The 13,674-nt window shown below is 67.8% G+C and carries 10 protein-coding genes and 1 rRNA gene; 7 read left to right on the forward strand and 4 right to left on the reverse strand.

What is annotated here, in order from left to right; translation table 11 throughout:
• Positions 1-152 precede the first annotated feature (152 nt).
• Positions 153-605, forward strand: a complete 453-nt coding sequence (locus GBZ48_RS23145) for an RrF2 family transcriptional regulator (protein ID WP_174473157.1) — start codon at positions 153-155, stop codon at positions 603-605.
• A 100-nt stretch (positions 606-705) separates the two neighbouring features.
• Positions 706-1,410, forward strand: coding sequence for an SDR family oxidoreductase (locus GBZ48_RS23150; protein WP_174473158.1), 705 nt, complete (start codon positions 706-708; stop codon positions 1,408-1,410).
• An 84-nt stretch (positions 1,411-1,494) separates the two neighbouring features.
• Here the strand turns inward: GBZ48_RS23150 and GBZ48_RS23155 are convergent, their stop codons facing one another.
• From GBZ48_RS23155 to phoU, 3 genes are all read right to left on the reverse strand, one after another.
• The gene (locus GBZ48_RS23155; RefSeq protein ID WP_174473159.1) at positions 1,495-2,787 is read right to left on the reverse strand and encodes an adenylosuccinate synthase; all 1,293 of its coding nucleotides are present in this window, start codon (positions 2,785-2,787) and stop codon (positions 1,495-1,497) included.
• Between the two features lie 147 nt (positions 2,788-2,934).
• Positions 2,935-4,101, reverse strand: coding sequence for an ATP phosphoribosyltransferase regulatory subunit (locus GBZ48_RS23160; RefSeq protein WP_174473160.1), 1,167 nt, complete (start codon positions 4,099-4,101; stop codon positions 2,935-2,937).
• Between the two features lie 226 nt (positions 4,102-4,327).
• A complete protein-coding gene (phoU, locus tag GBZ48_RS23165; protein ID WP_174473161.1) occupies positions 4,328-5,098 on the reverse strand; it encodes a phosphate signaling complex protein PhoU in 771 nt (256 codons plus the stop codon).
• A gap of 301 nt (positions 5,099-5,399) precedes the next feature.
• On the opposite strand from phoU, the gene GBZ48_RS23170 reads away from it, so the two are divergent.
• The 3 genes from GBZ48_RS23170 to GBZ48_RS23180 are packed head-to-tail and all read left to right on the forward strand — an operon-like array spanning position 5,400 to position 10,022.
• The gene (locus GBZ48_RS23170; RefSeq protein ID WP_174473162.1) at positions 5,400-6,107 is read left to right on the forward strand and encodes a hypothetical protein; all 708 of its coding nucleotides are present in this window, start codon (positions 5,400-5,402) and stop codon (positions 6,105-6,107) included.
• 25 nt (positions 6,108-6,132) lie between these two features.
• The gene (locus GBZ48_RS23175) at positions 6,133-8,271 is read left to right on the forward strand and encodes an adenylate/guanylate cyclase domain-containing protein (protein ID WP_174473163.1); all 2,139 of its coding nucleotides are present in this window, start codon (positions 6,133-6,135) and stop codon (positions 8,269-8,271) included.
• Between the two features lie 53 nt (positions 8,272-8,324).
• The gene (locus tag GBZ48_RS23180) at positions 8,325-10,022 is read left to right on the forward strand and encodes a ShlB/FhaC/HecB family hemolysin secretion/activation protein (protein ID WP_246307400.1); all 1,698 of its coding nucleotides are present in this window, start codon (positions 8,325-8,327) and stop codon (positions 10,020-10,022) included.
• A gap of 110 nt (positions 10,023-10,132) precedes the next feature.
• On the opposite strand, the gene GBZ48_RS23185 is transcribed toward GBZ48_RS23180, so the two are convergent.
• Entirely contained in the window at positions 10,133-10,792 is a 660-nt protein-coding gene (locus GBZ48_RS23185; protein ID WP_246307401.1) for a cold-shock protein, read from the reverse strand.
• Positions 10,793-11,203: 411 nt separating this feature from the next.
• Between GBZ48_RS23185 and GBZ48_RS23190 the strand changes: the two genes are divergently transcribed.
• Both GBZ48_RS23190 and GBZ48_RS23195 read left to right on the forward strand, forming a co-directional pair.
• Positions 11,204-13,084, forward strand: a complete 1,881-nt coding sequence (locus GBZ48_RS23190; RefSeq protein ID WP_174473165.1) for a right-handed parallel beta-helix repeat-containing protein — start codon at positions 11,204-11,206, stop codon at positions 13,082-13,084.
• 469 nt (positions 13,085-13,553) lie between these two features.
• A 16S ribosomal RNA gene (locus tag GBZ48_RS23195) occupies positions 13,554-13,674 on the forward strand; the annotation flags it as partial.

The raw sequence follows: 13,674 nt of genomic DNA on the forward strand, positions 1-13,674 counted from the left end.
GATTTTCTGCGATCCGATCTAAGGTCCGCTGGTTCCGGCCGGATGTTGCGCCTTTGGGTGGAATAGCGGACCGGTACGAAATGTTAACCACCGAAGCTTTAGATCGGGGCGGACCACCCAACCGCCGCCGCAATAATACGGATTCCGCCGGAATGCTGTCGCAGAAAGCCAAATACGCGTTGCGTGCCCTGATCATGCTGGCGGAGAAGGACAATGGCGACCTGATCCTGATCGCCGACATCGCGGAGCGCGAGAACATCCCGCGCAAGTTCCTCGAAGCGATCCTGGTCGAGTTGCGCAAGGAAGGCATTCTGTTCGCCAAGCGCGGCAAGAGCGGCGGCTATCGGCTTGCCCGCCCGGCCGCGGAAATCACCTTTGGCGAGGTGATTCGCCTGATCGACGGGCATCTGGCTCCGATCCCCTGCGCCAGCAAGGCGTCCTTCCGGCCGTGCGAGGACTGCATCGACACCGAGACCTGCTCGGTCCGCTGGCTGATGGTCCAGGTTCGCGACGCCACCGCCGCCGTGCTGGACAACCGGACGCTGGCCGACGCCCTGCGCCATCGCCAGTCCACCGGCAACATCGCCGCCAACTTCGACATCTGACGCTTCCCGCTCCGCAGTTCCCGTCCCGTCTGAAATCGCATTTGAGGCGGCGGCCGGCCGCCCTTATGGTTGGGCAACTGCAGGATTGGGAGGAATGAGCATGTCCGACGAAAAGGTTGCCGTGATCGCCGCCGGCGGCAGCGGCATGGGTGCGGCCTCGGCGCGCCGGCTGGCGGCCGACGGGTTCAAGGTCGCGATCCTGTCCTCCTCCGGCAAGGGTGAGGCTCTGGCCGCGGAACTCGGCGGCATCGGGGTGACCGGGTCGAACCAGTCGAACGACGACCTGAAGCGGCTGGTCGATGCGACGATGGAGCGCTGGGGCCGCATCGACGCGCTGGTCAACAGCGCCGGCCACGGTCCGCGCGGCGCCCTGCTGGAGATCAGCGACGAGGACTGGCACCGCGGCATCGAGGTCTATTTCCTCAACGTCGTGCGGGCGGTCCGGCTGGTGGCGCCGATCATGGTCGGGCAGAAGGCCGGCTCCATCGTCAACATCTCCACCGCCTGGGCGTTCGAGCCGAGCGCCATGTTCCCGACCTCCGCCGTCGCGCGGGCCGGTCTGGCCGCCTACACCAAGATCTTCGCCGAGCAGTATGCGGCGGAGAATGTGCGGATGAACAACGTCCTGCCGGGCTGGATCGACAGCCTGCCCGCGACCGAGGAACGGCGCCAGAGCGTGCCGATGCAGCGCTACGGCAGCAGCGAGGAGATCGCCGCCACGGTGGCCTTCCTGGCCTCGCCGGGCGCCGGCTACATCACCGGCCAGAACATCCGGGTCGATGGCGGGCTGACGCGGTCGGTGTGATCCGCCTCGCCTGATCCGGAGCGCACGGAAACGAAAAAGGGCCGGCGAAATGCCGGCCCTTTCTTTCTGGAACGTCCCGCCAGCTCAGTCGGCAAACGGGTCCGTCATCAGGATGGTGTCGTCGCGTTCCGGGCTGGTCGACAGCAGGGCGACCGGGGCCTGGATCAGCTCCTCGATGTGGCGGACATACTTGACCGCCTGGGCCGGCAGTTCCGCCCAGGAGCGGGCGCCGCGGGTGGTGTCCTTCCAGCCTTCGAAGGTCTCGTAGATCGGCTCGACGCGGGCCTGGGAGCCGGCGTTCGACGGGTAATAGTCGAGTTCCTGGCCGTCCAGCCGGTAGCCGACGCAGACCTTGATCTCGTCGAAGCCGTCCAGCACGTCCAGCTTGGTCAGGGCGATGCCGTCGATGCCGCCGGTCTTGACCGCCTGGCGGACCATGACGGCGTCGAACCAGCCGCAGCGGCGCTTGCGCCCGGTGACCACGCCGAACTCCTTGCCCTTCTGGCCGATCAGCTCGCCGATGTCGTCCAGCAGCTCGGTCGGGAAGGGACCGGAGCCGACGCGGGTGGTGTAGGCCTTGCAGATGCCCAGCACATAGCCGACGGCGCGCGGACCCATGCCGCTGCCGGCGGCGGCGTTGCCGGCCACCGTGTTGGAGGAGGTGACGTACGGATAGGTGCCGTGGTCGATGTCCAGCATCGTGCCCTGGGCGCCTTCGAACAGGATGCGCTTGCCGGCGCGGCGCAGCTCGTCCAGCTGCTTCCAGACGACGGCGGCGTAGGGCAGGACCTGCGGGGCGATCTCGCGCAGCGGCTCCAGGATGTCGGCCGGGGTCATCTCCGGCGCGCCCAGCGCGCGGAACAGCGCGTTGTGGTGGGCGAGCAGGGCGTCGACCTTTTCCACCAGCACGGCGTCGTCGGTCAGGTCGCACAGGCGGATGGCGCGGCGGGCGACCTTGTCCTCATAGGCCGGGCCGATGCCGCGGCCGGTGGTGCCGATCTTGCCGGCGCCCTTGGCCTCTTCGCGCGCCTTGTCGAGAGCGCTGTGCACCGGCAGGATCAGCGGCACGTTCTCGGCGACGATCAGGTTTTCCGGGTTGACGGTGACGCCCTTTTCCTTGATCGCGTTGACTTCGCGGATGAAGGCCCAGGGGTCGAAGACGACGCCGTTGCCGATGACCGACAGCTTGCTCTGGCGCACCACGCCGGACGGCAGCAGGCTCAGCTTGTATTCGACGCCGTTGATCACCAGCGTGTGGCCGGCGTTGTGACCGCCCTGGAAGCGCACCACCACATCGGCCCGGCTGGACAGCCAGTCGACGATCTTGCCCTTGCCCTCGTCGCCCCACTGGGCGCCGACCACCGCAACGTTGGCCATCTCTCGTCTCCGCAAAACTTCAAAAAGGAACCGCTCAGCCTCCCGATCCACCGCAGGGTACCATCCGCGCGGCGTGGGGGCCCGTTCACCCTGAACCCAACTCGCTTGAACCCAACTTCTGTGAACGCAAGTCGTTTGAACCCAGGGTCACCCGACCGGCTTGACGTCCCCGCCGGCCAGCCAATGGCCGCAGTGGAGCCGTCTGGCTTCCGCGGCCGCATCGGCCACCGGGGCAAGCCCGGCGACCGTCACCCATCCGTCGGCCCGCAGCCTGCGCGCCGTTTCCCAACCGCTGCCGTGCGGCAGATAGACCCGGCCCGGCGCCTTGGCCGCCGGAACCGCGCGCAGCAGCGTATCCATGTACAGCGTGAAGCCGGTCGCCGGCTCCCCGCGCCCATCTCCCTTGGCTTCACCCTGCGCGCCGGCGCGGTAGCGACCGCCCTGGCCCAGCTCGCCCGCGGCGCGGGAGAACAGGGTGAAGCTGAGGCCGGTCTGGTATTCGAAGCCGCGATGCTCCACCAGATCGATGGTCACCGTCAGGTCCGGCATCGCCGCGCGCAGCAGGGCCAGCGTGTCGGTCAGCCGGCGGCGGTCCTTCTCGGCCCCCTCCGGCAGCGGCAGGGCGGCCAGCGCCTGCATGGCGCGGTCGGCGGGACCCGACGCGCTCATCAGCGTTTCCAGCAGCGAGGCGGCGGGGCCGCCTACGGCGGCCACGGCGGCCGAGTCCTTGCGGTCGAGTGCGGCGCGCAGCTGCCGAATCTCGTCCTCGCCCAGCCCGAGGCCGGCGCAGATGCGCGACACCATGGTCGGCACGCAGAGATCGACCGACAGGTGCGGCACGCCGATGGCGGTCAGCGCCTGGACGGCCAGCAGAACCACCTCGGCATCGGCCTCGGCCTCCAGCGCGCCGATCAGCTCGACGCCGACCTGGGTGAACTGGCGTTCAGGACGCAGCTGCGACCCCTTCACCCGCAGCACCTGCCCGGCGTAGCACAGGCGCAGCGGCCGGGCCTCGTTCTTCAGGCGGGTGGTGGCGATGCGGGCGATTTGCGGGGTGATGTCGGCGCGGACCGCCATCATCCGCTGCGAATGCGGGTCCATCAGCCGGAAGGTCTGCTTGGACATCGCGGCACCGGGGCCGGAGAGCAGGTTCTCTTCGAACTCAACCAGCGGCGGATCGACGCGGCGATAGCCCTGCGCGGCGAATTCCGCCAGCAGGCGTTCGACGGCGGCCGCCTCATGCGCCGCTTCGGACGGCAGCACGTCGTGCAGTCCGGCGGGAAGCAGGGCGGAGCTCAGTGCGTCGGCGGGCATGACCAGCGTGTCTCGTTGCAGGCAGGGAAAGGGATGCCGCGGCTGATGTCGGGCACACGGGGCGGGCTAATACCCGACCCCCGCGCCGCATGCAAACGGAAAAGCCCCGCACCGTGGCGGTATCTCCCCTGCGCGTGCGAATCCGCGGCTGTGGCCTGACAAAGTGTCGCTGCCGGCGGCGGTCGGGGCAAGCGCGCAGGCGGGCGGGGCTGGAGGGCCGGGGGACTCAGCCGGCGTCGGCGGGGCCTGCGTCGTCGTCGGGAGGCAGGGCGAGGTCGATGTCCGGCGCCATCGGCGAGACGACGGCGAAGCTGCTGCCGTCGTTCTTCGGACGCAGCACCGTCAGGGGGCTGCCGACCACCAGGAAATGGATGATCTCGGCGATGTTGGTGGCGTGGTCGCCGATGCGCTCCAGATTCTTCGCCATGAACAGCAGGTGCGTGCAGGGCGTGATGTTGCGCGGATCCTCCATCATGTAGGTGAGGACCTCGCGGAACAGGCTGGTGTAGAGGTCGTCCAACTCCTCGTCGCGCTCCCAGGCGGCGATGGCCTTGTCGACGTCGCGCTCGATATAGGCGTCGAGCACCTCCTTCAGGATCGCCTCGACCAGCCGGCCCATCCGCGGGATGCCGGCCGCCGGCCGCACCACCGGCACCTGGGCCAGTGCCAGCGACCGCTTGGCGACGTTGGCGGCATAGTCGCCGATGCGCTCCAGATCGGCTGAGACCTTCAGGGCCGAGACGATCTCGCGCAGATCCTGGGCCATCGGCTGGCGCAGCGCCAGCAGCCGCACCGCCTCTGCGTCGATGTCGCGCTCGTAGGCGTCGAGCCGCGCGTCGGCCTGCATCACCTGGGAGGCCAGCCCGACGTCGCGGCGGGTCACCGCCTTCACCGCGGCTTCCACCTGGGCTTCGGCCACGCCGCCCATCTGGGTCACGAGGTTGGACAGACGCTGCAATTCCTGCGCGAAGGAGCGGACGATGTGTTCGGTACCCATGTTCGGTCGCGACGCTCCAATGATGTCCGTCCCATCCGGCGGGACCCGGAAGGCCGCCACGCGCGGGAGGTGTATATTAGCCGGTGGTCATGACGGGGTTGTGGCGGGAGTATTTCACTTTCTTGACAATAGGATGTCGCCGGGATGACGGGAATTTGCCGGCGGTATCGCTGTGACCGGGGCCCGCGGCGGTGTATTGGATTTGAAGTAACCCGGTAACTTCGCTAAAGGGAACAGCAGCTATAGTGATGCCGTCCGTAGGGGGTACAGCCCCCTGCACTGACCGGGAGGCCGTTTTTCCATGTCCGTCGCGTTCCAGATACCTGTTCGCTCCGCCGTTACCGGAATCCTGCTTCTGCTGGCCGCATCGCCGCTGGCGCTCGCCGCGGATCCCGCCCCGGCCCCGGCTGCACCCACCGCATTGGTTGAGGATGTGTCGGACGGCGTCGACGGCGTGCAGCCGATGGATTACCTGGCGGCCGGCCGCACCGTCACGTTGAAGACCGGGCAGACGCTGACGCTGAGCTACCTGGAATCCTGCGTCAACGAGACGATCACCGGCGGTTCGGTGACGGTCGGCGCCCGCGAATCGGCGGTGCAGGGCGGCAGCATCGACCGCCACACGCTGCCCTGCGACGGCGGCAAGCTGCTGCTGGCCTCCAACGAGGCTGGCAAGGCGGGAGTGACCGTCTTCCGCAGCGCCCCCATCGCCCTGCCGGGCATGAAGGCGCCGCTGCCGAAGCCGGACCTGACCCTGTTCAAGACCCACCCTGTGCTGATCCTGTCGGCGCCCGGTCCGGTCACCATCGACCGGCTGGACGTGCAGGGCATCGCGCTGAGCACGGTCAATGTCCCCGGCACCACGCTGGACACCGCCAAGAGCGGCGCCGGGCTGGAGCCGGGCGGGCTCTACAAGATCGCCGCCGGGCAGAAATCCTTCGTCGTGAAGATCGACGAGAAGGCCGCGGCCGGCGGCGGTCCGGCGCTCGGCCGGCTGATCCGGTTCTGAGCGGCGGGCGCGGCCGTTGAACGGGATGAGGCTGCCCCGGCGCGTCCGGCTGGTCCTGCTCGGCGCGGTGGCGCCGGCGGTCGCATCGCTTCTGGTGCTGGCGGCCTCGTCCATGCTGCAGGGGCCGTCGATCGACAGCCTCTATTGGCTGCGGGAGCAGGTGCATGGCCCGCGGCCGGCCCCCGACCCATCGCCGGTGGTGGTGGTCGGCATCGACGAGGAGACCTACCGCCGCCCGCCCTTCGCCGGCACGCCGCAAGCGTTGTGGGGGCCGCGGCTGGGCACCGTCCTCGGCGCCATGCTGGATGGCGGGGCGGCGGCCATCGGCCTCGACCTTGTCCACCCGACCTCGGTCGAGACGCTGATCCCGGGCTTCGAGCGCGATTACCTGCTGACCCTGCGCCGCGGCGGCAAGGAGGGGCGGCTGGTGCTGGCCAAGGTGCAGCATCAGAGCGACCCGTTGATGCCCTACCGCGGCTACATGATCGCCGCCGGGGTGAACAACGTCCGCTCGGTCAATCTGGTGGAGGATGCCGACGGCGTGCTGCGCCGGGTTCCGCTGACGCTGTCCGTCGCCGGACCCGACGGACAGCCGAAGGCCGAGCCCGGCATGGCGGTAGAGGTCGCTTCCCGCGCGCTGAAGGCGCCGCTGGAGCGCGGCGCGGACGGCTCCGCCACGCTGGCCGGCTACCGGGTGCCGGGCGGGGAGGGCAACCGGCTGCTGGTCAACCACGCCACCGCCGCCGGCGCCATCCCGACCTATTCGCTGGCCGACCTCCATGCCTGCGCCGAAGCCGGCAAGGCCGACTTCTTCGCCAGGCACTTCAAGGGCAAGGCGGTGATGGTCGGCACCGTGCTGGATGTGGAGGACCGCAAGCTCTCCTCCAACCGCTGGGTCACCAAGCCGGAGGGGATGAACCTTCCCGAACGCTGCGCCCTGCCGGTGATGAGCGATCTGTATGTCGCCGGCCGCACCCGCGACAGCATACCCGGCGTCTACATCCACGCCGCTGCCATCTCCAACCTGATCGCGCACGATGCGCTGGAGGAAACCGGCCGGCCCGCCGCCGCGGCCCTGGTCCTGCTGCTGGCCGGACTGGCTGCCGTGGTGACGCTGGCGACCCGGCCGGCGGTGGCCGCGGCCGGGCTGCTCCTGCTGCTGGCGGGGTGGAGCGGGGTGGCGGTGCAGGCGTTCCAGGGCGGGTTGGTGCTGCCCTACCTCCAGGCGGCGCTGGCGGCTCTTCTGGTCTTCCCGCTGGCGCTCGGCTTCCGCTTCGCCGTGCTCGACCGCGACCAGCGGCACATCCGCAACGCCTTCAAGCTCTACCTGCCGGGATCGCTGATCGACGACATGATCGCGTCGGGCCAGTCGCCCAGCCTGGGCGGCGAGGAGCGCGACCTGTCCATCCTGTTCTGCGACATCGCCGGCTTCACCAAGATGTCGGAGGGGATGGAGCCGGAAGCCCTGGTCGCCGTGCTGAACCGCTATTTCACGGTGATGACCGACATCATCGAGGCGCATGGCGGCTTCGTCGACAAATACATCGGCGATGCCGTGCTGGCGGTGTTCGGTGCCCCCTATGCCATCGACAACCATGCCCGCGCCGCGGTGTCGGCCGCTCTGGCGATGCATCAGGCGATGGCGGACGACCCGACCTTGCTGGCAACCGCCAGCGGGCGCGGCTCCAACCGCACTGGCATCGCCACCGGTCCGGCGCTGATCGGCAACATCGGCTCGCCGCGCCGCTTCAACTACACGGTGATGGGCGACACGGTGAATCTGGCCTCCCGGCTGGAGGGCGCCAACAAATACTACAACTCCGTGCTGATGGTCAGCGGCGAGACCGTGCGCCACCATGGCGACCCGGAAGCCTTCCGCGCGCTCGACATCGTGCAGGTTGTCGGCCGCAGCGAGCCGGTCGAGGTGTTCGAACCGCTCTCCGAGGCCCGCCGTGCCGATCCCGAAGACCGCGCCCAGCGCGCCGCCTATGCCGCTGCGCTGGAGCACTGGCGCGCCGGGCGGTTCGAGGCCGCCGCCGCCGGGTTCCGCGCGCTGGTGGCTGCCGACGGTGCCGCGCTGGCGATGCTGCACAAGGCGGAGAAGCGCATCGGGCAGCCGGCCGGTCCGGACTGGACCGGCGTGACCGCCCTCACCGACAAATAGCTTTGCGACAACAAGCCGTGTCCCGAACCGCCCCCTCCGCCATGTCCATGTCCATGTCCGCGCCCCGGCGCCTCGTCCGCCTGTCCATCCTCCTGTTGGCGGGAGTTGCAGGTCCGTTGCCGGCGCTGGCCCAGGCTGTTCCCCCGGTGCTGCCGCCCTCGCTCGACCCCAACCGGCTGGAGCAGCGCTTCGAACGGCCGCCCGTGCCGCAATCCTCGCCGGAGATCGAGATGCCGGCGCCGGAAAAGGCTCCGCCGCCACGCGATGCCGAGCGCATCACCCTGACGCTGACCGAGATCCGCATCGACGGCAACAGCGTCTATGACGGCGACAGCCTGTCCGCCCTGTGGCGCGACAAGCTGGGCAAGCCGGTGACTCTGGCCGATCTCTACGCCATCCGCGACGCCATCACCGCGCGCTACCGCAACGACGGCTATGTGCTGTCCCAGGCGGTGGTGCCGGCCCAGCGCATCCGCGACGGCGTGGTCCGCCTGCAGGTGGTGGAGGGCTATGTCGACGAGGTGGTCGTCCAGGGCGAGGCGAAGGACCGGCTCGGTCTGCTGCGGCGGATGGGGGAGAAGATCAAGGCTTCCCGCCCGCTGCGCATGGCGGACATGGAGCGCTACGTCCTGCTGGCCGACGACCTGCCCGGCGTGGCGGTGAAGACGGTGCTGGAGGCATCGCCCGATACGCCCGGCGCCTCGCGCCTGACCCTGGCGCTGGAGCGCACGCCCTTCAACGGCTTCCTGTCGCTGGACAACCGGGGCACCCGCTCCATCGGCCCGATGCAGTTGACCGGCGTCGCCACCGTCGAGGATCAACTCGGCCTGTTCGAACGCACCACGGCCGAGGGCATCGTCACCCCGCAGCTCCGCGAGCTGCGCTTCTTCGACGTCGGACAGCTTGTGCCGGTGGATGCCGAAGGGACGACGGTGGAATATGGCGTCCGCCGCTCCTGGTCGCAGCCCGGCGACAGCGTGCGGCCGCTCGACCTGTACGGCCTGACCACCTCCGGCCGGGTGGCGGTGTCGCATCCCTTCATCCGCAGCCGGGCGGAGACCCTGCGCGCCGGCCTCAGCGTCACCATCCGCGACAGCCGCACCGACGTGCTAGGCGATAAGCTGTCGCAGGATCGGCTGCGCATCGTCGCCGCCAACGTCTCCTACGATTTCGCCGATGGCTGGGGCGGGTCGAATCTGCTGACGGCGGAGCTGTCCAAGGGTCTGGACATCCTGAACGCCACGGAATCCGGCAGCGCAAACCTGACCCGAAGCGGCGGGCGCAGCGATTTCCGCAAGCTGCTGGTGTCGGCCCAGCGCACCCAGCCCCTGACCGACCAGCTGATCCTCGCCCTTTCCGGCGAAGCGCAATACAGCCCGGACCAGTTGCTGTCGTCCGAGGAATACGGCTTGGGCGGCAAGCAGTATGGCCGCGCCTTCGACCCCTCGGAAATCACCGGCGACAGCGGCTTCGCCGGCCGGGCGGAGCTGCAATACATCCTTCCGGTCCAGGAGGACGGGCTGGATTACGCGGTCGCCTATGGCTTCGGCGATTATGGGGCGGTGTACAATTACGAAGGCGGCACGCGCCACGGCCGCCGGTCCCTAGCCTCGACCGGTGTCGGCCTGCGCTTCGGCGTTTTCCAGCGCATCGATGCCAGCGTGGAACTTGCCAAGCCCTTCATCACCACACCGTTCAGCACGCAGGACCGTGCCCCGCGGGCTTTCTTCACGCTCTCGACCAGATTCTGAGGCGACGCGCTTGTGAAGCGGCCGGGTCGCAATCCCATACACGGCGACCGCCGCGCGACCGGCCCGTTACGGCCGGCCCGCGGCGGCAAACGCCTGCGAAGGCGGTATCGTCAGATCAGCTCGACCCGCTGGGCGACCGGCGCATCCTCCGACCCGACGGCCAGATAGCGCACATCCTCGCCGTCGGCGACGATGTCCAGGCCGGACTGGCGCAGGGTGGCGCGGTCGAAATAGACGGTGGCGCCCTCTTCCCACGGCTCGATCAGGCCGGACTGGCTGTCCAGATTGTACCAGCGCACCGTGCCATAGGCCATCGTGGCCGGCCCGGCCGGTTCGGACTGGCGCTCGCGCCGTTCACGCGGCGGCTTCGGCGGACGGGCGAAGCCTTCGCCGCCATCCTCAGGCTGCGGGCCCTGTCCGGCGGCCTGACCTGCCGGCTGCCCCATCGGCTGGCCCATCGACTGGGATGCCGGGGCGACGGCGCGCGGCGGGCGCTGATTGCGGGCCCGCGGGGCGGGCGGGGTTTCCGGCGGCGTGGCGGAGTGAATGGCGACGACCTGGGGCCCCTTGGCGCCCTGGGCCAGATCGCAGACGACCGTCGTGCCCTCGACCGGGTTGGGCAGGGAGGCGGCGGCCAGGACCGAAGCGTGCAAGAAAGCCTCGCCGGAGCCATCGGCAAGGCGGACGAACCCAAAACCCTTTTCCGGCTTGAACCACTTTACCGTCGCGGTGACGTTCGTCGCGGTGACGTTCTTCAACTCTTCGCTCAAGACAGGTCCCTTTCACGTCCTGTAGCCGGGGGAGGGGCGGCCCTGACGCTGAAGTGGGCGCGGCACCGCTGTATGACCAAGAACAAGGCCCCGGCAGTTGTCAGCTTATCATAAAATTCCAGAATATGACCAGTCCAGTGATGCCCTGTAACGCGGCGGCGACTGTCGGCATCACTTGCCGGCCGGTTGATGCGCGTAATGCGCGAATCCGTATGGCGAGAGCTTGTCCATAGAGAAGGTTCAGATTCACAATTAATGCCGGACCACATTGCCACCAATTCGTGGCTGTTCACCGCATCGCATAATACCGATCTTGCAGAGCCCTCCTGTCCATCAGAGGTACTAAGGGCGTAAATAAAATTTTAACTAAAAAATTCGACTCATGCCTCCATCAGAACGGAGGAATGACTTATGACGACCACCGACCAGGCCGCTTTTTTCGTGTCCACCAAGGGCAATGACAGCTGGTCCGGGCGGCTCGCCGCTCCCAACGCCGCCGGCACCGACGGTCCCTTCGCCAGCCTTGAGAAGGCGCGGGACGCGATGCGGGCGAGCGATGTCGACACCACCTACGTCCGTGGCGGCACCTACCGCCTGGACAAGACTCTGACACTCGACTCCCACGACGACGGCCACAGCTTCCTCGCCTACGGGAACGAGACGCCGGTCCTCAGCGGCGGAGATCGGGTGACCGGCTTCACCTATGAAGGCAACGGCCTTTACTCCGCCAAGCTCGCGTCGGCCAACGGCCTGGATGTCAGCATCGGCGGCGTGCGCCAGCATGCGGCGCAGACCGGCGATTTTGATCCCGCGGAGGCGGCCACCAGCGGCTGGCATGTGCTGAAGGCCAACTCGACCGGCGCCAGCAAGACCAGCTTCAACTTCTCGAACGGTGACATCCCGTCGGGCCTGAAGCCCCATGACGGTCTGGTCGTTCAGACATTCGATACGGAACGGCTGAGGGACGACATCTCGCATGTGAAGTCGATCGACCAGTATCACCACACGGTGACGCTCGACGACGCGGCCTCCTACGCGCTGCGCACCGGCGGCACCTATCGGGTGATGAACGACGCCTCGCTGATCCGCGACGCCGGTGAATTCGGCTGGCGCGCCGGCGACGGCAAGCTGGTGGTGAAGCCCGAACATGCCGCCAGCTTCCAGTCGGACGGCGTCGTCGTCGCCCGGCTCGGCACGCTGATCAAGTCAAGCAACGCCAGCAATATCAGCATCGAAGGGCTGACCTTCTCCGACACCCGCTATGACGGCGCTGCGCTGTCGATGCAGGGCGGGCACGGCAATTCGGTCGGCGGCAATCATTTCGTCAATGTCGGGACCGCGGTCTCGCTCGACGGCACCGACAACAGCCGCATCGCCGGCAACCATATGGAGCAGCTCGGCGACACCGGCGTTTCGATGATCCATGCCGCCGATGGCAACCGCATCTACGCCAACACCATCGAGCATATTGGCCAGATCACCAAGGGCGGGGCCGGCATCGGTGCCGTCGGCAGCAGCAACAGCATGGTCAGCAACAACGACATCACCGACGCCCCGCGTTACGGCGTGTCGTTCAAGGAATGGGACGATGGTCAGCTGAACCGCAACAACACCGTCCAGTTCAACAAGATCCACCATGTCGGGCAGGAGACCGCCGATGGCGGCGGCATCGAGATGCTCGGGCGCTCGGCCAAGGACATGGGCTCGGTCATCCGCGGCAACGAGGTGATCGACACCGGAGGTCTCGCCACCGACGGCACGGGCAACTGGCTGACCGATCACAAGGGTTGGGGCATCTCGCTCGACGATCTGACCAGCGGCGTCATCGTACGCGACAACTTCGTGAAGGGCTTCGCCTGGGCCGGCATCTATGTCCATGGCGGTGACAACAATCTGCTGGAGAACAATTTCGGCATCGCCAGCCGCCCGGAGGATGCCTTCATCCGCTTGGAATGGGTGCCCAAGGCCGGCGACGAGGCGCGCCCCCATGACAACATGGTGATCCACAACCTCGCCGCCGGCGATATGCCGATCGAACAGTATTGGAAGCTGCTCAGCCCGGGGCGGCTGACCATGGACGGCAATGTCGCCGCCAACGGCCGCGCCTTTGGTCCGAACGACGCGGTCTTCAATCCGGGCTTCCGGGACAGCGCGCACGCCGACTACTCGCTGAAGGACAAGGCTCCCGTCCTGGCCCACGGCATTCACGACCTCAGCTGGTCGTCGATGGGAACCGACGGCTATCACGCCGACAGCAGCATGGTCCAGTTCTGGGACCACGCCGCCTACTGACGGGCGGGGGTGACGGGCAGGGGGCGCCGCGCCATGCGGCGCCCCTTTTTGGCCTCCGGTCAAAAAAACGTCATGGGGATGCGGAAAGTTCTTGCGCGGTTGGGTGGAGGCCGCATATAAGACGCCTCCCGACGCGAACGACGCCGGCGCCGCCGACACGGCAGCGACCGACACGCGAACGGGAAGCCCGACAAACCGGCGCTTGACGGTCGAACCCCAGGGGTTCGGCGAAGCAGCGGTTTCTGCATCGGGCGGGTTCTTTGACAAGTTTATACCGTGTTGTGAGAAGGGATGCGCAGGCGGCGGCAGTTGGTAGCCGTTGCGGCCTTGAGGTGCTGGGTTCCTGATGGGGATCGGCACAATCGAGGATCGTCTGTGCATCTTTTGAGCAGAGAAACTGTAACAGTATCGACGTTTCAGGAGATCGCTTCAGGCGGTCCTGTCAGTCGCCGGCTTTTGTTGGCGATCTGAACCTGAGAGTTTGATCCTGGCTCAGAACGAACGCTGGCGGCATGCCTAACACATGCAAGTCGAACGAAGGCTTCGGCCTTAGTGGCGCACGGGTGAGTAACACGTGGGAACCTGCCTTT

It is taken from the genome of Azospirillum melinis (assembly GCF_013340935.1).
Classification (GTDB): Bacteria; Pseudomonadota; Alphaproteobacteria; order Azospirillales; family Azospirillaceae; genus Azospirillum; species Azospirillum melinis.

Bases quoted from the DNA above. Each gene is read 5' to 3' on its own strand.
- GBZ48_RS23145 (WP_174473157.1), top strand. From the start codon at position 153: ATGCTGTCGCAGAAAGCCAAATACGCGTTGCGTGCCCTGATCATGCTG.
- GBZ48_RS23150 (WP_174473158.1), top strand. From the start codon at position 706: ATGTCCGACGAAAAGGTTGCCGTGATCGCCGCCGGCGGCAGCGGCATG.
- GBZ48_RS23155 (WP_174473159.1), bottom strand. From the start codon at position 2,787: ATGGCCAACGTTGCGGTGGTCGGCGCCCAGTGGGGCGACGAGGGCAAG.
- GBZ48_RS23160 (WP_174473160.1), bottom strand. From the start codon at position 4,101: ATGCCCGCCGACGCACTGAGCTCCGCCCTGCTTCCCGCCGGACTGCAC.
- phoU (WP_174473161.1), bottom strand. From the start codon at position 5,098: ATGGGTACCGAACACATCGTCCGCTCCTTCGCGCAGGAATTGCAGCGT.
- GBZ48_RS23170 (WP_174473162.1), top strand. From the start codon at position 5,400: ATGTCCGTCGCGTTCCAGATACCTGTTCGCTCCGCCGTTACCGGAATC.
- GBZ48_RS23175 (WP_174473163.1), top strand. From the start codon at position 6,133: ATGAGGCTGCCCCGGCGCGTCCGGCTGGTCCTGCTCGGCGCGGTGGCG.
- GBZ48_RS23180 (WP_246307400.1), top strand. From the start codon at position 8,325: ATGTCCGCGCCCCGGCGCCTCGTCCGCCTGTCCATCCTCCTGTTGGCG.
- GBZ48_RS23190 (WP_174473165.1), top strand. From the start codon at position 11,204: ATGACGACCACCGACCAGGCCGCTTTTTTCGTGTCCACCAAGGGCAAT.